This is a genomic window from Paenibacillus eucommiae (assembly GCF_017874215.1).
Taxonomy (GTDB): Bacteria; Bacillota; Bacilli; order Paenibacillales; family NBRC-103111; genus Paenibacillus_AI; species Paenibacillus_AI eucommiae.
Genome location: NZ_JAGGLB010000024.1, coordinates 121,478 through 145,495 on the forward strand (window position 1 = coordinate 121,478; position 24,018 = coordinate 145,495).

The window sequence follows — 24,018 nt, forward strand, 5'->3', positions numbered from 1 at the left end:
TCTCAAGAGGGTTACCCAACTTGCCGCTGTATAGGAGGACAAACATGATGCTCAAAAGACTTCAAATCCTTTTAAAAAGAAACTCGCTTTTCTTTAAATTGCTGACCGGCTTTATCAGCCTGATCATCCTCCTGCTCTCATTTAATTTTTTTTCCTATACGATTTTAATAAAAGACGTCCAAAGAGAAATCATCCGCAACAATAGTTTAAACTTGTCCAATTCGGTAGAACGCTACGAAAACCATTTGAACATCATCCAAAATGCCATATACCGCTTGTATTTCAACGATAAGATTATCCTCTTGAACGAATTGGGTAATTCTTTGCAATTCGATCCCGTCAACCAGGTAGTGGATGAAATCAAAGCGATCACTGGTAATGAATTATTGTTCATAGACAACATTTTCTTACAATTTAACAAAAACGATTACACCATCGATATGAATGGCCCAAGCACAACCGATCAATTCAGTTACAAGTACTTCAGCAAAGCTTATTGGCCGGACTTTTGGCGCGATCAAATGAAAATGACGTATACGATGAAGGTGTTTCCCGAATCCGAATTTACGAACAAAAAAACAAATAACAGTTCACGTTTAATTCCGGTTATTTATAAAAATAAAATTTTGGAGCAATTCTATGTCGCCGCTTTTTTGAATGCGGATAAGCTTATGCAAGCGTTTCATAATTCAAACCAGGATCAATTTTACATTCTGGATGAGGACAAGCGCCCTATATTCAGCTCTTCTTCCGAGTCGCTTAGCCCCCACCTGCTGGACAAAATAACAGGCAGCGAAGCCTACGTCAACCAAGATGCCACCTATTACTTCTATAAGAAGGGCGCGTTTTCCAACCTCACTTATGTGAACGTTGTTCCTTACAACAAGCTTTACAATGACATGATCCAGCTAAACTTAATACTCATTTCACTATTGGGTTTGGCGCTGATCATCAGTATTATCATTTCAATCGGTTTAAGCCTGAAATTCAACAGCCCTGTCAAAAAGATTATCAATGCCATTAATAAGCTGGGTTCGGAAAGTCCGCTTCATAGCAATATCGACGAGTATAATTTGATTTACGATAAGATTAAACACTTTATTCAGGCAGACCAAGACATCCGTGATGATTTCAAACAAAATGCTGCACAGCTCCAATATTTCCGCTATATGTGCAAAATGAAAAACATCTATAGCCACGACAAGGAATTTCAGGATGATAAAAAACCGTTTTATCTCATCCTTTTCCATCTGACGAAAACCGAAGCCTTTCAACTATTGAGTACAGGAGAGCAGCAGCGGGCCATGTATTACATCAAGGAATTCATCGATATAGTATTATCCGAGCATTTTTCCGATCCCGTTACTATGCAGATTGAAAAAGATCAAATCATCTCCATTCTCATCACGGAAACAGAAGAAAAAGATCTGAACGCCATCATTCATCGCCTGAAGCACGTATTCGACCATGACAAAGATTACTGTACTTTGACAGTTGCCGTTAATCCCATCCTTCGAACCTCCGCGGAATTTACCGAAGCTTACGACGAGGCATTGGAAATGGTCCATCGACGGAAAATGACGAACGAAACACAAGTTATTACGGAAATGCTCCCGGAGCCGCTTATTACCGGCTTCACCCCTGACCATGAACAGACATTCATCACCTACTTACAATCCGGCGCGAAGGAAAGCTGTATGTCTATGATTACAACCCAACTGAATCACATGGAAAAAATAGGAGTGTCTGCTCGCCAATACGAAGACTTTGCACGAAACTTAATTACAATAACCATCAAAATGATGCTGACGATGAATCTGGACATCAGCTCCATACTTGATAAAAAATCTCCTTATTCGCATCTAAGCAATTGCTTCAGCATTCAGGGTCATATCGATTTTTTTGAACGTTTTTTCTCCGAAGCTGCTCATATGATTTCCAGTATATCGGAGGATAATGATCCAATCAAATCACTGCTGCTGCAGTATGTCAACCTTAATTATAGCCAGGAGATTTCCTTGGACAAGGTAGCCGATGAGCTCGGCTTGTCCAGTCATTATGTATCCAAATATTTCAAAGAGAAGACAGGTACAAACTTCATTGATTATGTGACCCAGCTACGCATTAATAAGGCGAAGGATCTGCTCTTGAACTCCTCCTTGAAAACACAGGAGATTTCCGAGCAAGTCGGGTATATGTATACCAACTCTTTCATCCGTATGTTTCGGAAGGCAACCGGTGTATCTCCTGGTGAATATCGCAAGTCAGTCCGTTTAAAGAGAAACAATGCTGATTTGACCAGCTTTTAAAGTAGTTCAAATTGAAGATTTACGATTTGCCATGCTCCCACAACGATGGATATGCATCGCTGATGAATGTCGACCGTGATTGTTGCTTGATCCAGCTCATTTCCCAGCAAATCTATGAGTGCGGCGCTGCTGAAATTAAAATTCGGGCTAATACGAATCGTTGAGCTTTTGCCTTCTGCTTCATATAGACGCAGAATCATTTTATGATTTTCTTTATAGCATGCAGAAACAATAACATTATCACTATCGATTTCCATAAGAGATTTCTCAAGCGGCAACTGCTCCTTGGAAACATGATTATACTTCACGACTGCGTCGACTGGTTGTGCCTTCTGTTTCGCAAATCTGGCTACTTCGGCAAATTTTTCATTCTGTACGGGAAGGTAAAGCGAGTATTTGAAATTATGAGTGCCTCTGCCATCGACAGAAGGATGTGTATGCTGAAACCATCGTTCTTCTTTGTTCTCTAGAGGCATACAGCGATTCAACAGAAGAGATACAAGATGTTTGTTCGCATCGTAATTGTAATAAATCGAGCAATTTTCGGAAACGATGGCTGCCGGCATCCCGCCGCATTGAAACAGCGCCCAGCTTTTTGCATAAAATTGCCCTTCCCATCCGCGTTCGAAGGTATTATAGTTGATCGAGCAGCCTGGAATCGTTAGGTAAGATTCCTGCGTTAAGTCCCTTTCTTCGACGCCGAATGGGATATCTGCGAACAAATACGTATCCGGATCTGCGGGAAAATCCACTGCAAAATAACCTTCATCACCAGCGCCATCTACATGCAGATCAAAGCTAACAGCCCGCTCTCCTGTTTGGATAATGATATCGAGTTTGAAAGGGTTATTCCCAACTTTTCCGCTCACACGATAGACCCACCTCAATGGACCATTTTCCGCCAGCTCCCATTTATCAGGAATCATGGCAAATGATTCAATGGGATCCCATGAAGCACACCAATTGGGCGATATTTCGGTTTGCACAAACTTCAGACCATTCAGCCCATGCGGCGAAGCAGCTTGAATCGTTCTGCCCGTTGCAATTTCCCGGATTTCACTTAATATTCCTTTCTCCATTCTTGCTTCAATGACTCCGTTATGGATAACCACAATGTCAGGAGCAGAGCGGCGGTCCGCAATATCGATAAACTCCGCCTTCACCTTGCCGGTAAGCTTCATGCCATTTTTAGCCACAGACAGTCCGCTGTATCCCATTGCTGGTATATCCATTTTCGCAACGATATCGACTGCGGTATACTCACGGCCAGAGTAATTTTTATCACCATCGCAAATATTAACAACCTGGTAGTCAACTTTATGGCCAAGACTGTCATACAGATCAAAGCCTTCTACCCCGACCGGGCTTGTAATATGTAATTCTACAAGCTCCGTCCGCATCCAATTCAAGATATTAAAGATGACATACTGTTCCCCTTGCTTAACCTGAAGCTTAGCAGCGATATCCTCGCAGAGCGTCTCAATCATGGCAATAGCAGCAGATTCAGCCCCTAATGCTCTAGTAAGCAGACGGTTGAAATCTTCCCTATAAATCCACTCCATGGCGTGCCCCGTAATTTCAAACAGCTGATTCCACAGCTCCTGCAGCTTGTCGTACGGATAATCCATTCCGCTTACCGCAGCAATCGTTGCCAAGCTTTCCGCTTTAACAATCAAACGATCAAGCTTGCTTCTCATACGCCACATGGAATGGTTCCCGCGAAGAGGCGCATTGAATGAGAGCTCACATGGATCAAGAACACCTTCGTAAACGGGCAATTCAGACTTTTCCAGATGCTTGAAATAGGTACCTGGCGTAGAAAGCAGCAGCTTCGCTTCCTCCCGTTTATTCCACTCTGCGATAAATTCGAGGATTTGGATCGGATCATCATACAGATTGAGCAAAGGTCTACAGTCGTCACAGCCGTAGTTTAGCCATACGATATCAGCCTTCAGCAATGCATCGACTTTGTCCACCAATTCGTGCTGGATAAATTGCTGCTTCACTTCCTCCCATTCTGTCTTGTAATCCTGATTGGTAAATTTTCCGTCCATAAACCCGCCATATGTCCCTCTGGAGACAGTGACCTGCGAACCATCAAGTCCCTTCCAAATAAATTGACGGGGTACCTGCTTCGCATCCAACGCCTCTTCAGGCCGCTGGAACCTGTAATACTTATGACCCGCAAGCTGTAAAAGCTGCGGCAGCTGGCTATGTCCGCAACCCACATCGGCATTATAATAAAATTCGATATTGGCGATGTCGAATAAGGTCTGGAAGTATCTTTTGCCTTCAACCATGTTGCGGATAAACGTTTCATCCCCCACATAAGTAGACCGGACCAAGCTGTAGCCTCCGTTTGCTACATAAATTCTTCCTTCTTGCACCCGTTGTTTCAACTCATCCAGTTTTTCCGGGCAATATTTAATGAAGGGAAGCAAGCTATGTGTCACATTATCGATCATCCACGTCAAATTCGCATGCTCTTTCATCACATCAAGTACTTCTATAAAAACTTGCAAATATCTCCTAATATGCCATTGTCTAGAATTGGTCCAAGCAAAATCATGATGTGAATAGGGTATAATATGCATTTCCTTGACCTTTTCCATATAAAGGTTTGTATCCTCCACAAGCGCCACCTCTTCCAATTGATCTCTTATATTTCGAATTGCATAGTTACAATTTGCCACGGCTTCATACTACAGGAAAGATAACGACCGTCTATATCATCTGTTAGCCATAATGGATCCCGGTCATCTCCAACGAAATCTACCACTCTCGCCCTAGTAAAATTGAAATGTGTACGAATGCGGATTGTAGAACTTCTTCCCTCCGATTCATATAAACGTAGAAGGATCTTATTGTCTTCCATGTAGAACCCTGAAACGATAACATGCTCACAGTCTATTTCCACAAAAGATTGTGCCTGCTGTAGACGCTGAACAGATTCATCATTATACTTGGGGACAGTATCCACCCGCTGCGTTTTCATTTTGGAGAACCTGCTCACTTCTGCAAACTTTTCTTTTTCTTCAGGAACATACATATGATATTTAAAATGATGAATCCCTTTTCCATCCAGGGAAGGATGGGTGTGCTTCCGGTTCCCGGAAGGCATACGCCGATTCAATAAAAGCGACACCACATGCTTATGCGGGTCAAAATTGTAGTAAATCGAGCAGTTCTCCGAAACAACAGCTACGGGCATTTCGCCCGATTGGAACATGGCCCAGCTTTTGGCATAAAATTGCCCCGGCCATCCCCGTTCGTAAGCGTTATAGTTGACTGAGCTTTCGGGGACACTTCCATAAGATTCTTCTGACAAATTCCTTTCTTCCACACCAAACGGAATATCGGCATATAAATAAGTATCCGGGTCTGCGGCGAAATCTACAGCAAAATAGCCGCTTTCATCCCCAGCACTGTCCAATTCCAGATCAAATCCGATTGCCCGCTCACCGCTTTGAATTCTAATATCTTGCCGGTATTGGCTACTGCCTATAGTTCCATTGACACGATAAATCCAGCGCAACGGCCCCTTCTCGATCCACTCCCAGGTCTTTGGTATAGGCCTGAATTCATCCACTTGGTCCCAGGAAGAAATCCATGATGCTGTAGCCTCGGTTTGCACAAATTTCATGCCATTTATCCTGCTGGATGAAGTCACCTGAAGCATCCTTCCCGTTGCTGTCTCCCTTATTTTGGTTATGGCCCCTTTGTCGAATGTGACTTCCAGTATGCCGTTATTTACGATCATTTTGCCGGAAGCGGTATCGGAAGCAGAGGCAGGAGCAGTGCCGGAAGCGGAGCCAGAAGCAGTGCCGGAACCGGAGTCGGAGGACGCAGCCGCAGCATCAATACATTCCGCCTGCACCTTGTCGGCCAGCAGCGTACCGTCGCTTACCGCCGTTAACATGGCATACCCTGTCGCCGGAACCTCAACTTCTGCGATGATATCCACCGCACTATACTCGCAATTAGAGCGGTTAATATACTCGTCATGAACATTTACGATTTGGTAATTGACCTTTTGGCCAACACTGTCGCGCAGATCGAATCCTTCCATACCCAAGGGGTTCGTAATATGCAGCTCCACCATTTCCGTCCGGGCCCAGGGCAGCGTATTAAAGACCACATATTGCGGCTCTTGCGCACATTGAATCTTATAGGCGATTTCTTCACATAACTCCCTAATCAGGCAAATGGCAGTCATTTTGGCTCCTGTCGCTGCGCCATACAATAGTTCGAAATCGTCCCCGTTTATCCACTCAATAGCATGTCCCGTAATTTCGAACAGTTGGTTCCACAGCATTTCTAGCTTGCCGTAGGGGTATTCCACCCCCGTTAGAAAGGCCATCGTTGCCAAACCCTCTGCTTTGACAATCAGCCTATCCAGCTCACTTCTCATTCTCCACATCGAGTGATTGCCACGAATCGGAGCATTGTAGGCAAGCTCGCTTGGATCCAGAACCCCCTGATGAACGGGCAATTCCGTTTGTTCCAATTTTGCAAAATAGGCTGTGGGTGTAGAAAAGATCAGCTTTAATTCCTCTCGTTTATTCCATTCTTCCACAAATTCTATAACCTGGATCGATTCATCATAAAGGTTTCGCAATGGCCTGCAGTCGTCACACCCATAGTTCAACCAAACGATATCCGTCATGAGCAAAGAATCTACCTTATCTGCCAGCTCCTGCGTAAAAAACTCCTGTTTCACAGTTTCCCATTCCGTCACATAATCCTTATTGGTAAACCTGCCCTCCACAAACCCGCCATAGGAACCCCTTGAGACCAAGACCTGCGATCCATCAAGTCCCTTCCATAGGAACTGCTTGGGAACCCCCTTAGCATCTAACGCATCTTCCGGCCGTTGAAACCTGTAATACTTATGGCCGCCCAGCTGGAGAATCTGCGGAAGTTGACTATGTCCGCAGCCAACATCAGCGTTATAAAAAAAATCGATGTTGTCCAAGTCAAACTGCTTTTGAAAAAACCTTCGGCCAGCAACCATGTTGCGGATGAACGTCTCTTCACCCACATAGGTCGACCGGGCTAGACTATAGCCGCCATTAGCAACATAAAGTCTCCCTTCCTTTACCAGATCCTTCATTTCCGCCATTTTTTCCGGATATTGCTTAATAAATGGAATCAGACTATGCACCGCATTATCAATCATCCAAGTAAAATTCTTATTTGTTCTCATAATTTCTAACATTTCCACAAATACAAGGAGGTATCTGCGAATATGCCATTCCCTTGAATGGCCCCAGGCAAAATCCTGATGAGAATAAGGCATAATATGAATTTCCTTTACCTTAGCAGCTTCCAAAATATCAACTTTCATATATCCCCCTACTTCAAATAAAAATTTGAACCTTCCATTTAAATTTTTCTTTTGTTCATTTCCAATTAAATACACTCTCTTGAAACCACGCTCCCTTGCATTATCGTGTTGCTCTTACCTGTACATCGTAAATCATTCTGCTCTGATAAATACAGTCACCAATCATGATGTAATTGACTTTTATGGGGAAAATCGAAAATGGAATACTTTCCCCTAAGATGAGTATCTTTTGACTCGACATAACAACGATCAGTGCATAGCAAAACGGAGCCGCGAAACCGCGTAACTCCGTTTGTGTTGTTTGTGTTGTTTGTATGTAATTGTATTATTTTATAATATTCAACTTATATTTAATTATCCATTGATGCTTACATAAATTTCCATATCAACCCAAAGGTCATGGAGTGTTGCATGATTCCTGTATAAAAAGGCCTGTCTTAACATAGTGAAATTTGGTAAAATGATCCAGTACAATATGACTTGGGTGGGAAAGTATCGCCTCCAGAGCGGGGGTGATGCTATGCAATTTTCGTTGACAGAAGTGATTATGCTCGGCATGTTCTTGCTCGCGCTGCTTACTTACCTGAATAAACGAAAATAACCCGCCCAGGTTTCGAGCCACGGGAACGGGTTATTTTCTCTGATTCATTTTGGAGGTTTCCCACCCAAAAATGTTGTGCAGGGAGTCGGATGGCCTTCCGGCTCCTTAGTTCTATTGTAAGCATACCATAATCAGGATATACCTTCAATAAGAAGCAGATACAAACTGTGGGTCCTGGCAAGCCCTGCCCGGTCTGCGGAAGCGAGCAGCATCCTCTTTTATGTATTAAGGGTTTAAGGATAATTTCGCTCTGCGAAGTTTGAGTAAAGTAGAATCCTTTTAGCAATCCTTTTCTCTATACTTGAATAGCCTTACGGATAAACCGCTCTCTCCCTACTGTTAATGTATAATCGCACTCCAGCTCACAGAATAGCTCGAACATCCCTTTATCCATATCGTATTCAAGGGTCGCCACCTTATCAATCGAATCGAGTATGAGTGAGAAAGATCGGGTGAATACATAACCGGCTACTGTTAACGTTCCGCTTGCTGGCAAGAGAACCGGCAAACGATGGCTGCGCCGATTCTCTTCACTCTCATACGCGATTAGCCCCATCATCTCAGCCGATGCGTGATCCCAATGACTTTGCGCCCCCACACCCGGCAGCTCCCGATAGCGCACCAATCTGCTTTTGCCAGCTTCAGCCGCCTTGGCTACGAACCGTCTCGAATGCTCCGACGGCACCCGAATATCACTCTCCCCATGGACGATATATAGCGAAGTGCACAAATTGCCGACCGTCTCCAGGCCGCTTCGAGATCGATAGGCCATTGGATTCGCAGCGGGGGAACAGCCGATCCATACGTCCAATTCATCGCGGAACTCCCCGACTGCATCCTGGTTGTACCATAGCGCATAGTCGGATATTCCGCATAGGGAAGTGGCTGCCGCGAAAGTGTCGGGAAATTTGCCTACGATTGCAAGTGCATTGCCGCCACCACCGCTGCCCGCTTCGAAATACACGATATCCGGATTAACAATATACTCCGCATAATGGATGCGAACGTATTCGATGGCGTCAATTATATCGTACAACTCCCAGCCGTTGCAGTCCGCGTCGCCTTCGGAATAAGGTCGGCCACGCATGTCCACCTCGATTCGCAAGTACTTGTTGTCAGCCAGCGGATGATCCATGGGTTTGAAGCCGCGAATCCCCATGTGCCAGCCATGTGTTCCCGCCACAATATAGCCCGGCTTTTCCGGCTTCAATACCCGGGCGGCCAGCCGTAAGCCCAGTGTAGTGGAGGACTCATAATAGATGAAGTCGCAAAAGGGCGATGTTCGATCCACTTTCTCGTTGGTCTGTTTCTCCAGGCGGATTCGGTCTTCATACTGCTCGTATGCCACGTTATCGCTCCTTATTAAAATACGACATGACACGTCATATAATCCGACTTGATTTTCTATATTTAAACAGGTTCAACCTTACTAGTAACTCTCCATATAAGCTTCAAGTACGGCTAATGCTTCAAGTTGCAGGTCACTTCTTAAATGATAAAAAAAACCATGCTCGGCTTCGGGAAATAAGACAACATCGGCTCGCTTGCCAAAATACTTCAGCTTATCGCTCATGGCATAGATAAAAGGATGAGGGAACAATTTCTCCTTGCCCGCAATAAGGAACAGAAAATCAGGTGACTGCTCATTCACATGCTCAATCGGTGATGCTTGCTGGAAAAGCAACGTATTCGCTTCATAAGTGACACCGAGCAGTTCTTCAATCGCTCGTTTGATGTTCACCTCCATGTTATCCCACTTCATCAACGTTCCCGGACCGCAGACTGAGACGCAAGCAGTAGGCCTGCGCCAGTTCAGTCGAGGCTTTGCTCCTTCCTCCAGCCATCGGGGTTCAGTCACGGCCAGCATAGAGGCGAGATGCGCGCCTGCAGAGCTTCCGATCAGTATGATCCGATCAATGGTCAGCCCATTCTCCTCTATATACCGGATAAACAAGCTGTAGCCGTCTCTGACATCTGCCATTTGTCCAGGCAACTGCACGACAGGAACGAGCCTGTAGCCTGCCGACGCACACAGATAACCTCTATGCGAAAAATATTGCATATGCTCATGATAGAGGTCTCGGCTGCTCCCTCTCCAGCCTCCCCCATGAATGTAGAACAATGCTGTTCGGCGAGACAATTCAACAGGTCGGGCAATGTCCAGGGCCCGTTTCAATTGAATGTCTTCATCATAATAATAAGTAATCAGTTCCACTCAGGCCGCTCCTCTCGCTTACAGATTCGATCGATCATCAATCAGTACCTGACAGTAGCTCGGCGATTCGCATTGGTAGCCCTTCTCTCGCTGATCGCCATACCGCTTCGCCCGTCGCCACAGAATAAGCGCCATCGAGTGCACTGGGTAAGCGGTCGTGCGGTCCTGTCGGGTCCGGGCCCAGGAACAGGTGCTCCTGCATCATAGGATCGGCCCCGCTGTGCATGCCGGGAGCCGGTACGACCGATATCGATTCCTTGGAGCCGAATAAGGGGAAATAGTCGATTGTCTGTGCCGGTACCGGGAACGTTATCCGTGAGCTGTGATACATCTGTGTCTCGATTCTACCCTTCGTTCCGTTGATAGCCAGCCGATATCCTTCATAAGGCAGCGAGAAATTGACCGAGTAGTTCAGAAACACGTTCCCCTCATACTTCACGACGGCAGCAAAGGTATCCTCTATATCGATCTCTGAATCAAAGATACAAGCATCCGGCCGGTAATCCGTGAAGAATCTCCCGGAACCGTTCGTATTCCCCTCTACGAGGTGGTCATCCTTAACGGCAATCTCCCTGCTCCGCGATGTCCATCGCATCATATATGTGCAATTCTCCTTCACATTGCAGGTTCCGCAATGACGGCCTTCTACACCCTTTTTGGGATTCAACTCCCCCTCAGAGCCATAGTAGTTAAGTGCGCCATAGGCGAACGCTTCAACTGGCTCAGCCCCTACCCACCAGCTGACCAGATCGAAGTGATGCGTACTCTTATGGATGGAGAGTCCACCTGATTGCGCCCGGGTCCGGTTCCAGCGTTTGAAATAACTGGCCCCATGATAGGAATCCAGGTACCAGTTCAGATCAACAGAAGTGATTCGGCCTATTCGATTGTCAAGCAGCATTTCCTTGATCTTGGTATGAATCGGAGTATACCTGTAATTGAGAGCAACCGTAATTCGCCCCTTGCTGCGGGACTCTGCATCCAATACGAGGCGGCAGTCGCCGCTTGTCGTCACCATCGGTTTCTCCGTGATCACGTCGCGGTCCCAATCCAGCGCCTGCACGATATAGCCGACATGGCTGGAATCAATCCCGGCTACGATTACAACGTCCGGGTCCGTCTGTTGAATCATGGCTTTGAAGTTTTCCGGCAAATAAACAGGCACCTCCTCTAACGCCGGATACGCGGTCTTGCAAACCTCGAACCGAACCGGGTCCACATCAAGCAAGGCGACAATCCGACAGTGGTGCTTATATCCGTTAACGATGGGGTCGATGAACATCTTCAGGGCACGATAGCTCACGCCGCATATCGCATAAGTTTTCATAACTTCTCCTTTGCTTGAGCTACTTGTATTCGACGCCATGCGTATCCCGGTATTCCTTCGGCGTCAGGCCTTCATGTTTCTTGAATACGCGGATAAAATAGGAGGACTGATACCCCACCTTCTCGGCAACCTCGTTAATCTTCAGATGGGTGGACATCAGCAGTTCCTTCGACTGCTCCATACGGAATTGGGTCACATAATCAATGAAGTTCATTCCAGTGACCTTCTTGAAGGCCGCGCTCAGCTTCTGGGGGTAAGTCCCGTGCAGATCCGCGCACGATTCCAGAGACAGATCCGTCATGTAACGGTCGCTGATGGTTTCCATAACCCGCTCGACGAGCCGCTTATTTTGGATGCCTTGCGTTTCCGTTAACAGCCTCGTGTAAGGCTTGACGACCCTGTGCTCGAACCAACTCAGCATCTCCTCCGGCTCCCGGATCTCGCTGAGTTCAAGGAACAGATTAGCTCCCGCAAAAAGCTCGTGCGTGGAATACCCCGATTGCAGAATAGCCGATTGCATACTTCCGAGCAACTGAAGCATGGCCTGCTGGACAAGCAGCTCTGTATCCGTCCTTGATTGATAATCGTCCATAAACCGTCTTAGCGCCTCAATCGTATCCTCTTCCAAACCAAGCCGAACTGCTTGGAGTACATCTTTCTCCGCCGCGAACGGGTAACTGATCGGCTCGCGCCCCTGAGGAAGCAGCTCGGCCATATCCAGCACCTGATTTTCCTGCTGCAGACTCCGATAGCTCAAGCCGCGCTTGGCATCCTCCATCGCTCGCGGAATTTGGTGAACAGATGGGGTCGGAACCCCAATACTCACCGTTACGTTCAAATGCAGAATCGCATTCAGCGCATTCACCCATTCCTGCAGCTTGAGATTCAATTTCCATTTATTGTCCCATTCCTCAGCCGGAAGCGATAGAAGCAGGCCAAAGGAAAGATCCTGAAAATGAATCACATGCTTCAGTCCTTTTAGCGGGAGTGCCATTTCATTAATGATGTTCGCTGCCGCAAATCCGATAAGTGGTTCATCGCCTTTTGAGAATCGCCCTGAAGCCGTGTTAAATCCGGTCAATTGCAACACGACGAGCCCATATATTCTTTGCTCGGTGTCCCAGCCCAGCTGCTCTAAGCGTTCTTTAATATCCGATTCCGTCAGATGGTATAAATGTCCTTGTACAAGCTGAAGAAAAAATCCCTCCCTCATGGCAGGCAGTTGATCCTCGAGTTTCGTTTGCAGCATTTGGCTCTCACGGGAAATATTACTCCAGCGGTCTTCGATAAAAGCAAATTCATCCCCGCTTCTGGCTGCCTCGCGTCCGCCCTGGAACAAACTGACCAGCCTCTGAATGGGACCGTACAATCTCCCTGAGGCCAGCCAAGATAGAATAACCGCGATCAGCATAACCATAAGGCTGACGCCAATAATTAAACGGGATAACGTTTTAACGGGTGCGGTCAATTTGGTCAATGGCGTAGCCGTTACGTAGACCCATTCCGAACCCAATCTGTTCATGCTCCGATAAGACAGGGAATAATCATTGGCCTTATACCGGTATACTACGGAACCCGAATCCGCCCCATGGGTCAAGACATATTGACTTAACGCCTGCTCCAGCTCGTTCTTCGCTACATCTCCCGCTTCTTGACCGCCTCTCGCGACGAACATGCCGTCTTTTCTCAGGATGAAGGAAGCCCCTTCCTCCTGCCGGTAAGCATCGTTGAACAGATGCGCCACTTTCGTGTTGTCCAGATGGACGATAAGCGCTCCGAAGCTCTCCACTTTACCAATCCCGGTCAGCTTGATTACTAGGGACAAGGGGGCTCTGTTATTGCCGGGCTTTACACCTTGGGATAAGGTATGCGTCCAATACACCATTCCCAGCTCCTGAAGCAGCTGCGAGTAAGTGTTCCGAGTGCTGTCTTCCAGCGGCACGACGCCATCCACCGGGGAGATCGTCACCTGCTGGTTGCGCAAATACAGGAGCACCTCACCGATCATCGTGTCGGTCCGTTCCAGGGCGGATAAGCTTACATACAAGTTCTGTGTCTCTTCGAACTGGTCGCGCAGATCCATCGTTTGCAGCCGAATGTCGAAGGCCGAATGAAAGGCCCACTGTGACGAGACCAGCTCCAGATGGGACAAATATTCCTCGATCCGATCATAAGCCTGGTTCAACTGCATCTGATGCATCCGATTGCTCTCGTTCTCAATTTGCCGCACACCCGTGATATAAACCACAATTCCGATGAGTAATATCGGCAAACACGCTATGGTCAGGACAGTCATCAAGCTTTTACGGTAAAAAGGTGCTTTCAGCCGTTCCAAGGCATTCTCGACGAACCTGGCGATCCAGTTGCGAATTAACAATTCGTTACCCTCCCGTAATGACTACTTGCTGGCGTTCTTGGCCTGATACGCCTCATTCATCTCCGTAATGATTTTTTGGAAATCCGTATCTGCTTTTAGCTTGGTTACCATGGCATCATAGGCCGCTATGTCTTCTTTGCCTATTATAATTTTTGTTTTGAGATCTTGAAGTTTTTTGTCGAAATCCTTGCCTACCTTCAGATAGGTTTCGGATTCCAGTCCGATGGCAGGATCGGATACGCTGATCTTGGCCCTTTCATCGATTACCTTAATATTTCGATCGTACATGTCCTTGGGGATACCGGTAAGAAATGCGCGGGAATATTTGGCGAACTTCGTGAACATTTGGCCAAGCACGTTGGACGCTACCATATCCTTGGTGGCTTGTTCCGTAGAATTGATAAAGCCGTCCTTCTTGGTGTAATGGACACCCTCGAATCCGTAGTTAGCCAGATCGGCTCCCTCTTCGGAGGTCCCGTAGTCCATGAAAGCGAGAATTTGTTTCATTTTCTCTTCCGGCACCCTTTTCGGAATAACGAACATGCCCGCGAAGCCGCCTTCTTTAATCGAGAATTTACCGTCAGGTCCGATCAGATAAGTCACAGGCGCGATGTCGGCCTCCGGTACAGTCTTGCGCAGCGGCTCCGCATATTTCCACGTTGCGTTCAACGCACCCGATGTGGCGCCGGACTTGCCGGTCATGATCAATTCCTCGGTCTGCGTCGACTTCCGGATCGCTAGATCGGGATCGAGCAGCTTTTCTTTGTAGGCTTTGTTCAGCCAAATGAGGGCATCCCGGGTACCCGGCTCGAGCGCGGTGTGCACGAGCTTCCCGTTCTTCAGCTTCCATGTGCCGGCCCCGTTATACACCTGCTCCACAAAGGTGAGCCTACCCATGGATTCTGGCGTAACCTCGCCCGCGAAAGGGATCGTATCCGCTTTGCCATTGCCGTCCGGATCGTTCTCTGCAAACGCCTTCAATACAATATACAGCTCATCCAACGTTTCCGGCATCTTCAGATTCAGCTTGTTCAGCCAATCCATCCGCAGCATCGGCAGACCGCCTCCGCCGTCCAATGGACGAACCCGCGGAACTCCATAATTTTTTCCGTAGATTTTGGAATTCTCCCATGTATCCTTCGGCAGCGCGGACAGGTTCTTGTAGTCTTTGATATATGGCGTGATGTCCCAGAATAAGCCTTGCTTTGCCATTTGCTTCACCAACGGAGCGAAGACCGAATTGATCTGCATCATGTCTGGAAGATCGCCAGCCGCTAAGGTAACGCTTACTTTTTCATCGAAATTGTTTTTCGGGACCCATGTAATTTTCATATTCGTGTTCGTGCGCTTCTCGATTTCCTTCAAGACCGGATTGTCTGCCGGCAAGGACTCCGGGGTGAATTGAATCAGCATGATGCTGATATCCGTTGGCGCAGCGGACACCTTCGGAGACGGGCTCGTTACCCCCGTGCCCGCAGTTGGCTCCCCGGCGCTCTTCGAACAGCCGGATACGACCATCGCAAGGGTCAGCACTAGAGGAATGATCATTGTTAATATTTTCTTTTTTCTCAATCAGATCACCTTTTCCTATTATAATTGAATTACTTATATCATGAAAGTCTGCCTGTTAGCAGGCAAACTCTTTCATCCTTTGACCGAGCCGACCATCGCTCCTTTGGCAAAATGTTTCTGCAAAAACGGATAAACCATCATAATCGGAACCGTAGCGATCACTACCGCAGCCATCTTCAACGTCTCTGACGGAAGCCGCTGCTGGGAGGCCAGCTCTTGGGCGATGTCGCCGGAAGCGGTAGAGGACGAATCGATGAGCAGCGTCTGCAATAAGATCTGAAGCGGCCATTTCTCCGGATTGTTGATGTACAGCACCGCTGCGAAAAAGGTATTCCAGTAAGCCACCGCATAAAATAATCCGAAAGCAGCCATAGCTGGCAGTGAAAGCGGCAATATGATGCGGAACCAGATGCCGAGATCGCTGTAGCCGTCGATGGTCGCGGCTTCTTCCAGACTGTCTGGAATGCTGTCGAAAAACCCTTTCATCAGGATCACATACCACCCGCTCGACAAGACAGGCAGGATCAGCGCCCAGATACTGTTAATCAGACCAAGATCGCGCATCAGCAAGTAGGGGGGAATAAGTCCCGGCTGGAACAAGGTCGTTAATAGAATGAGCATCAGGATCGGCTTGCGGCCAGTTAGTCTTTTGCGAGAGAGCGCGTAGGCTCCGGCCGCCGTGACGGTCAGACTGAGCAGGGTACCCACTGAAGCCAGGAACCCGCTGACACCAGATGCTCTGACGAAGGACGAGTTCGACAGCAAATATTGATACGACTTTAGCGACCAGTGCTGCGGAAATAAGACAAGCCCCTTGGTCATATATTCGTCCGGATCGGTGAACGACACGACGAATATGTAATAAATGGGGAATAACGTAATAAGTGCGATAATCGCAAGAAACGTTATGTTCAACACGTTAAAACTTCGATCGGTCATACGAGACTTCATGTTCATCCTCCTTCTGCAAGTGTTGTCAGTTTAATATAAGCCATCTTCCCCGGCACGTTTGGCTAACCGGTTCGCCCCGATGACCAGCAGCAGGCCTACGACGGATTTGAACAATCCCACCGCCGTGCTGTAGCTGAATTGCCCTTGGCGAATCCCGTTGCGGTACACATAGGTATCGAACACTTCCGCTACTTCGGCCACCGCCCCGTTCATCATCAGGAACACCTGCTCGAAACCCGCGTCCATCAGATGCCCGATTCTTAAGATCAGCAGAATGTAGATCACCCCCCGGATAGAGGGCAGCGTAATATGCCACGCTTGTCTCAACCTTCCCGCACCGTCCATTCGGGCGGCTTCATAGAGCTGCGTATCCACGCCTGCGATAGCGGCCAAGAAAATAATCGTGCCCCACCCGGCCTCCTTCCAGATCGACTGCACCGTCAAGATCCCCCAGAACGCATTGGGATTCGTCAGAAAATCAAACTTGGCGAAGCCAGCCATTACAAGCAACTTATTGAACACGCCGTCCGAGGACATCATCAGGAAGCAGATGCCGATAATGATTACCCAGGACAGGAAATGCGGCAGGTAAATGATCGATTGCACGATCCGTCTGTACTTATTGCTGCTGAGCTCGTTAAGCAGAAGCGAGATCACAATGGGCAACGGGAAGAAGAACATCAGGTTTAAAATATTCATGGCCATCGTGTTGCGCAGCAGTAGCCAAAAGTCGTCATTCGAGAAAAATCGCTGGAAATGCTCGAATCCAACCCAGGGGCTGTGCAGCACGCCCTCGATCGGCGAGTAGTTCTGGAAAGCGATGATCACTCCCCACATGGGCACATATTTGAACAAAAGGAAAAACACCAGCATGGGAAGCGCCAATACATACAAGTACTTATCTCGCTTGATTCGATTCCACAGGCTGCTCTTGCGGATAGCCGCCGTCCGTTCTTTGGCCTTTTCGGCCGTATGGTTGGGCGGGCTTAATGCTGTAGGCTTCAAGTTCATATTCATGATCTCGGCTCGCTTTCTTTGGCATATTCTTAATCCTGACTATACCGACGGCCCGAATTTCCTGCAATCGCACTCTTTTCTACTGCCGTTTCCATGCATATCCATCTCATAAGATTAGGACTGGCGGAGCTCCTGCAGCATATAGAAAGAAGCCTGACTGGGGGCGGCCAGTCAGGCTTCTAATCCTAATCTCTAACCCTTACGGGCTGATGTAATCGACATCATCCACATACACCGATACCGGAGTCAGACTATACACCAGCACGACCAGCCTGACCTTTTTCACATCCGTATTTGTCCCTGGGAACTTGGCGGGAATGGTCACATCCCATGAGGCTTCTCCCCAGGCTCCGATGGATTGCGTAAGCAGCTTCTGAGCTGGCTTGATCGCCGTGGAGTGCACGTTATTCCCCGCCGCATCCAGGAGGTACAAGCCGATCCCGATATTCGCATTGCCGGTTACGCCTAATGCGGTGTTATAACGCAGCTTGACGGTAGCATCACCTGGCTGGACATTAAACGTCTGGGCTGGTCCGCCGTATCCAGTCCCACTGACGAGGACACTGGCAGTTCCCGAATAAGCGGTTCCCGCCACGCGCTCGAATGTTCTCGTCAAGGTTGTATTCGAGGATAACGTCCACGGGTCGGCCGTACTCGTGCCGGACTCGAAGGACGGATTGAGAGTCCACGTCGCTGGAAGCGGCGGGCTCTCTACTTCAATCGCCGCCGAGGCGGTAGAAACATTGCCCGCGGCGTCAACCGCGTAGGCCTTGTAGCTGCCCGCTGCGAATGCGGCCGTGTTCAGGGCACCGGCCACTCCCGCTTTGACGGAGGTTCGCGTGCCGTAGACCGTATTGCCGACTGTCACGTTGGCGGCAGCCTCTATATTCGCCAGCGTCGGCGTTATGTTGCCGGGCACCAGGTAGAGTATGCCGCTCTCCGAGCTGGTCGCCGGGATTCGGGTGCCGATCGGCACCGGACCGGCGGCTACGGATGAGAGGACAGGCGGGACCTCGTCCGTCATGGAGACGTTGACGGATTTCATCTCCCACTTGGCCAGCTCGAACTCTTCGGTGACGACGTCGTCATAGACGGCGTGCGCTACTGTAATTGTATGGACCCCGGGAGGTATGCCAGCAATCGTATATTTCCCCTGCGTATCGGTCGTTGCATCGTATACCGTCCCGGTTACCGTGACCGTCGCTCCGCTGAGCGGCGCATGACCCGAACTGTACACTGTCCCGGTTACCGTTGCGCTCCCGCTGGGAACCGAAGAGCTTCTGAGATTGTACACCTTCACATCATCGAGGATCACCTCTACCGGATGGTCGCTCTCCACCAGAATGACCGGCTGCAGCTTCTTAACTAGAACGCTGCCAATTTTCTCCGGAATTTCTCCGTTCAAATAAGCGGTTGCCCATGTCCCCGATCCCGCGGATAGCGGGAAGATCTCGGAACGGACCGAGCTTTTCTTGATGAGGTCCCCGTTCTCGTCTAGCAAATTCAACCCGATCTGTATCACGTCCCGATCATAGACGACCGCTGATACAGTTTTGTAGCTGACTTGCATATTTGCAAACCCTCCCTCGCCCGCGATGATCTGACCGGGACCTCCCCAGCCCGAACCCTCCACCAGCAGACTCGCGTTCCCAGTCAGAGCCGTGCCTTCTATGCGGCTGAAGCTTCTAGTTCCCGTCGTTTTGTATACGTCCCAAGGGGGGGCCTGATCGGTTCCAACCTCGAAGGAGGGATTGACTATCAGATTCGACAAAGACATAGCAGCCTGCAACAGCAGCGCATATTCGCGCGAGGAAGGAATGAAGCCTCCCGACAACTGGGCAGTCAGGTCGGTCACGGGACCGCCGGAAGGCTCATGCTGCTTCATATAATTCACAAGCGACCAGAATTCGCTCACATTGTAACCGGACCAGACTAGCGTGCTCTTCGATAAAGCGCTGGACATATGAATGAGGACCGGGTCCGTCTTGAATTCCGTCAGCAGGTCGAGCCGTTTCTGCCCCATCTGCAGGCGTTCCTGATACTTTCCGGCGGCTTGCTCCAGCATCGCGAGAGCCTCTGTCTCATTTGCGGGCGGGTCCACGGCTTGCGGATAGCTGAGCACGGACGCTTCGAAATATTCGAAGGCTCTCAGCAGCATGTTCGCGCGGGCTTCCTGTTTATCCGTCTGGGCAAGGGCTACGGCCATCTCCAGCCATTCCCGGCTCTGCCCGACCTCATCCGGCGTGACCAGCTCTATATAGTCCGGCCGGATGGAGGAAGGAGCAGCAAAGTAGGGGGATGCTTTCACCCGATCGGTCCAGAACGCCTCCCAATGATCGTAATAGGCTTGCAAATACGGTGCGGACGCCGGCCCCACGGCACGATCGTACCATTCTTCTGTGAGCTGGTCCACATCCAGATCCGGATTCCACTGCAGCTTAGCGGAGATCCAGGGCTTCGGGCCTTCTCCCCAGTTCGGGTATAGCTCCGCGTATTGGCCCTCTACCCCTAGGTCTTGGGCGAGCTCATAATTATCGGCCATCAGGTGATTATAGATCCGGGGTAGCAGATAGGGGGTCCCGTTCAGGTAATCGTACCAGCCAATACGGCTGGCCACTGCTTCCCAATTCGCATGAAGCTGAAGATCGGCTGCTTTGCGGGCAGGATTGATCCAGTTCCAACGGTCCCGCGTAATGTAGACCACGATGTTAGGATTGAGCGCGAATGTCGGGGGCTGCTTGACATCCTGATAGGCCAGCACACCGAATTGTTTGCCCGGATGTACGAGCAGCACCTCCTCCACGATCTGATTGACCCAATGGTAATAAATTTCCTTAGGATTCTCTTCACAGAAGCCACCAGAATCGTTGATAGCCAGCGAATATGCGGTCTCTTCCGGATGATCCGTGAAATACTGGTTGATCGTAGCGATCGCTTCTTGCGCAGTTGCGTTTGTCAGACAAGGCTGCCAGCCCGCCCCCACCGTATCATCCTTAGGGACAGCCGGATAATATTCCGGATGGGTGGTTCCATACTTGGAAGGTGGAAACATCTTGTACAGATTGTGATGGAACTTATCCCGGTAGTGCATCCGGTTGCGTTCTGACCACAAGTTCTGTACGGCATAACTGCTTTTCCCATCTTCGTTGATCGGACTGAAGACCCGGCTCTTGAACGCCGGCTCCTGGATCACATCTCCGTACGGCACCAAAAGAGCCGTCAGCTGCGGCACGTCCTCGCCGTCCGTTCCAGGGAACAACCAGCGTATTCCGAGATAACGTTCAAGAAATTCATAAACGCCGAATTCGGTTCCCCATGCAGTCGGCCCCTTTATGATGATGGTATCGTCGTAAGGCAGGATCACGAAACCGTCATTATCGAGCGCATCTACCTTGTCCTGCGCATCCGGGTCCCCGCTTGCGCCCGTTGTCCCCACATAGATCCGCGCTTTGCTTGCGAGGTTCGGATCGGCCTCATAGTCCGCTTCCGTCATGATCGGGAACGTCGCACCCGTGGATTGAAATACATAATTCACGAGCGTTTGGGCGGCGGATAAGGTTCTATCCTCCGCATAGACGCTCGTAATGACGACCGCCTGGCCCACGCCGCCCGACACCAGCTCGATGCCCGACTCGCTCTCATCCCCCAGGCCGAATACCGTTCCGGAGAAAATCTGAGCAAACAAGGATACCGTTAATACAAACACCAGCAGCTTCGACATCATACTTACATGGTTCCTTTTGATATTCAAGCTCATGCTCCTCTCATTGGCCTACATGAAACGAATTCCCAGGTGCCCTATGCCTTCCTGACTTCCTCGCTGTTTTCCTCCTCTTGGGTTATAGACTTGCAAGGTTCTCTCCACCTCTTTATTTATGTCTTGAATATAAAAGGATTGGACATTTCCGGCAATCACACTTTTATCGCCCCCGTTTCAAGGGATAGCACTTTCTTAAGCCACGCCAAAAACTCCCCGCCGTCTAAGTCCGACAAGGAGTTATCGCTTCCTATTTATCCCATTATTTACCCCATTATCACGTATACCTGGTCGCCTTCGGTTTCCACCGGGAAGCCGCGCAGCTTCATAGTCGGATCCACCAGATGCTCCCCGTTCGTCAATTGGAATTCCCATCCATGCCAGGGACATCGCAGCACTTCGTGCTCCATCCCGTATTCGTATTCGTATACCAAGGAAGGCAGCCTCGTGCCGCAGACAGGTCCTCTGCATACGGGAGCGCCTGCATGCGGACACACATTGCGCCATGCTACGAGTTGGCCCCGCACGCGGAACAGCCCGATCTCCATCCCTTTGATGCTTACGATCTTGCCGCCGGTTGCCGGGATGTCCGCCAAGGTCCCCGCATAATAACGCGTCATGGTCGTGCCTCCGGCCGCTTATGCAGATCGTACAGATCCATAGCCGTCCCGGCTAATATTCGCTGCTTCAACGGCTTGGGCATCGGCGGCAATGCCATACGCGGGTTGTCGAAATCCCAATGCGGGTAGTCGGAGGAGAACATAACCGTCTTCTCCGCATCTATCATCTTCAAGATCTGCAAGAGCTGTTCCGGGTCGTCCGGCTCCTCGATCGGCTGTGTAGTCAGCCGGATATGCTCCCGGATATACTCAGAGGGCAACCGCTTTAGCCAAGGCACAGAGTCACGAAGCGCTTTGTAGTTCTTGTCCATGCGCCACATCAGATGCGGCATCCAGGCGATTCCACCCTCGATCGCAACGAAACGAAGCCGCGGGAACTTCTCGAACACCCCTTCGCAAACCAGACTATTAATATGGGTCATATAATTCGTCGGCAATATGTTATGCCACTCCATATATCGGGTGGGGTATCCAGATGGAGTCGGAGCCCCCGATATGCCGCGGCCTTCCGTTCCCGGATGGATGGCGACCGCCAGCCCGTACTGTTCAGCTGCTTCATAGATTGGATGATAGAACCGCTGCCCATAAGGGAAACGCGCGGCACTAGCCATGATTACTTGCACCATATCCGGATGATGCCCGATTCTATGAATTTCCTTAGCCGCCGCCTGAGGATCTGATGCATTGATGAATATAGATCCCTTGTAACGCGGCGAAACCGCAAGCCAATGCTCCGCCATCCAATCATTGCATGCCGCAGCGATTACGTTGCCATAATCCGGGTCGGGTTGGAGCGAGAGGACCAGCAACCCGGAGCCGGTCAGTATCGCGTAATCAATCCCATACGCATCCATATGATGCTTCAAGAGGAAGTGGGGATCGCTGCCGGGGCTCCCGCCTTGCTCGGGAACGGCATCCTTCCGGCTCCCGCCTATGGGGGACGTATACACAGCCCCGACGCCAATCCCGCTGGAGATCCATTGCGAATGCCACACCTTCGGCAGAAAAGGGAGTAAATCTTTTGCGCTTCGCAGGGCATTATGCACATCCGTGTCGATCAGTACTGGTACATCCTTCAATCTCAATCACTCCTTATCAGACAGACACCGCCGTCATTATGTGGATCTGCTACCAATAGAACCGAGCATATGAGATGGATGCATTTCCTGCAATCGGATTTTCTTCATTTAAGTGTACTTTTGTTTCCTGACCTCTTCCATAAGCTGCTCTTGCCGTTTCGTTACAGTCAGTTCGCTTCCTGAAGCAAGGCTTCCAGCTTATGAATCGCATCGATGCGGCTGTCCGCCTCCAATTTTTCGTAGAGCCTTGTCAACGCGTTTTTGACGGTGCCTTCGGCCAGGAATAGCTGCGAGGCGATTTCTTTGTTGGACAGGCGGCCGAGCAGCAGCTTGATCAGTTGCTGCTCTTTGGGCGAAAAGTGAGGGTTGCGCTCGAAGAAGAGGACCAACCCGCGTTCTTTCATATAAGTGCCGTCGTTCATGACGTAGCGGGCGATTTTGGCGGCCACTTCGGCGGGCAGCACGCTCCGATCCTGCGCCGCATCGCGGATCGTCTGCGTCAACTGACGAAAGTCGAGATTTTTCAACAAATAACCGTTCGCTCCGTATGCCAGACCTTGAAATATATATTCTTCTTCGTTGAATGTGGTCAATATCAAAATCGGCAGGTCAGCATGCAGGCGGCGGATGTGCCGGATGCAGGTGATGCCGTCCATGCGCGGCATTTGCAGGTCGAGCAGCACAAGATCAGGTTTGCTGCGTTCGATCGCGGCGAGCGCCTGTTCGCCATCCTCCACGGAGCCGGCCACCGCCATGTCCGGCTCGGCATCGATAATAAGCGCGATTCCGGTCCGCAGCAAATGATCGTCTTCGGCGATCAACACCTTCAGCTTGTCCATTATCCAC

General features: G+C 49.5%; 14 protein-coding genes. 1 reads left to right on the top strand and 13 read right to left on the bottom strand.

What is annotated here, in order from left to right; all coding sequences use genetic code 11:
- Positions 1 to 44: 44 nt before the first annotated feature.
- Positions 45 to 2,309 (top strand): helix-turn-helix domain-containing protein, encoded by a 2,265-nt coding sequence (locus tag J2Z66_RS28420; protein WP_209976125.1) that lies wholly within the window; start codon positions 45 to 47, stop codon positions 2,307 to 2,309.
- On the opposite strand, the gene J2Z66_RS28425 is transcribed toward J2Z66_RS28420, so the two are convergent.
- From J2Z66_RS28425 to J2Z66_RS28485, 13 genes are all read right to left on the bottom strand, one after another.
- A complete protein-coding gene (locus tag J2Z66_RS28425) occupies positions 2,306 to 4,942 on the bottom strand; it encodes a glycoside hydrolase family 38 N-terminal domain-containing protein (RefSeq protein WP_209976126.1) in 2,637 nt (878 codons plus the stop codon). The genes J2Z66_RS28420 and J2Z66_RS28425 overlap by 4 nt on opposite strands.
- A gap of 26 nt (positions 4,943 to 4,968) precedes the next feature.
- On the bottom strand, positions 4,969 to 7,656 hold the full coding sequence (locus J2Z66_RS28430; RefSeq protein ID WP_209976127.1) for a glycoside hydrolase family 38 N-terminal domain-containing protein: 2,688 nt from the start codon (positions 7,654 to 7,656) through the stop codon (positions 4,969 to 4,971).
- Positions 7,657 to 8,552: 896 nt separating this feature from the next.
- Positions 8,553 to 9,605 (bottom strand): alpha/beta hydrolase family protein, encoded by a 1,053-nt coding sequence (locus tag J2Z66_RS28435; protein WP_209976128.1) that lies wholly within the window; start codon positions 9,603 to 9,605, stop codon positions 8,553 to 8,555.
- An 81-nt stretch (positions 9,606 to 9,686) separates the two neighbouring features.
- Positions 9,687 to 10,472, bottom strand: coding sequence for an alpha/beta hydrolase (locus J2Z66_RS28440; protein WP_209976129.1), 786 nt, complete (start codon positions 10,470 to 10,472; stop codon positions 9,687 to 9,689).
- A 37-nt stretch (positions 10,473 to 10,509) separates the two neighbouring features.
- Positions 10,510 to 11,799 carry a Gfo/Idh/MocA family protein gene (locus tag J2Z66_RS28445; protein WP_209976130.1) on the bottom strand — a complete coding sequence of 430 codons (1,290 nt, stop codon included), beginning with the start codon at positions 11,797 to 11,799 and terminating at the stop codon, positions 10,510 to 10,512.
- 19 nt (positions 11,800 to 11,818) lie between these two features.
- Complete coding sequence (locus J2Z66_RS28450; RefSeq protein WP_209976131.1) at positions 11,819 to 14,176, bottom strand: helix-turn-helix domain-containing protein; 2,358 nt, start codon at positions 14,174 to 14,176, stop codon at positions 11,819 to 11,821.
- Between the two features lie 21 nt (positions 14,177 to 14,197).
- Positions 14,198 to 15,748, bottom strand: a complete 1,551-nt coding sequence (locus tag J2Z66_RS28455) for an extracellular solute-binding protein (RefSeq protein ID WP_209976132.1) — start codon at positions 15,746 to 15,748, stop codon at positions 14,198 to 14,200.
- Between the two features lie 72 nt (positions 15,749 to 15,820).
- The gene (locus tag J2Z66_RS28460) at positions 15,821 to 16,699 is read right to left on the bottom strand and encodes a carbohydrate ABC transporter permease (RefSeq protein WP_209976133.1); all 879 of its coding nucleotides are present in this window, start codon (positions 16,697 to 16,699) and stop codon (positions 15,821 to 15,823) included.
- A gap of 30 nt (positions 16,700 to 16,729) precedes the next feature.
- Positions 16,730 to 17,710, bottom strand: coding sequence for an ABC transporter permease (locus tag J2Z66_RS28465; protein ID WP_376774490.1), 981 nt, complete (start codon positions 17,708 to 17,710; stop codon positions 16,730 to 16,732).
- 205 nt (positions 17,711 to 17,915) lie between these two features.
- Positions 17,916 to 21,467 (bottom strand): DUF4838 domain-containing protein, encoded by a 3,552-nt coding sequence (locus tag J2Z66_RS28470; protein WP_209976135.1) that lies wholly within the window; start codon positions 21,465 to 21,467, stop codon positions 17,916 to 17,918.
- Positions 21,468 to 21,739: 272 nt separating this feature from the next.
- A complete protein-coding gene (locus tag J2Z66_RS28475; RefSeq protein WP_209976136.1) occupies positions 21,740 to 22,093 on the bottom strand; it encodes a Rieske (2Fe-2S) protein in 354 nt (117 codons plus the stop codon).
- Positions 22,090 to 23,172, bottom strand: a complete 1,083-nt coding sequence (locus J2Z66_RS28480) for an amidohydrolase family protein (protein ID WP_245375898.1) — start codon at positions 23,170 to 23,172, stop codon at positions 22,090 to 22,092. Before J2Z66_RS28480 ends, J2Z66_RS28475 begins: the two co-directional genes overlap by 4 nt.
- A gap of 167 nt (positions 23,173 to 23,339) precedes the next feature.
- Positions 23,340 to 24,011, bottom strand: coding sequence for a response regulator transcription factor (locus tag J2Z66_RS28485; RefSeq protein ID WP_209976138.1), 672 nt, complete (start codon positions 24,009 to 24,011; stop codon positions 23,340 to 23,342).
- Between the last annotated feature and the right edge of the window lie 7 nt (positions 24,012 to 24,018).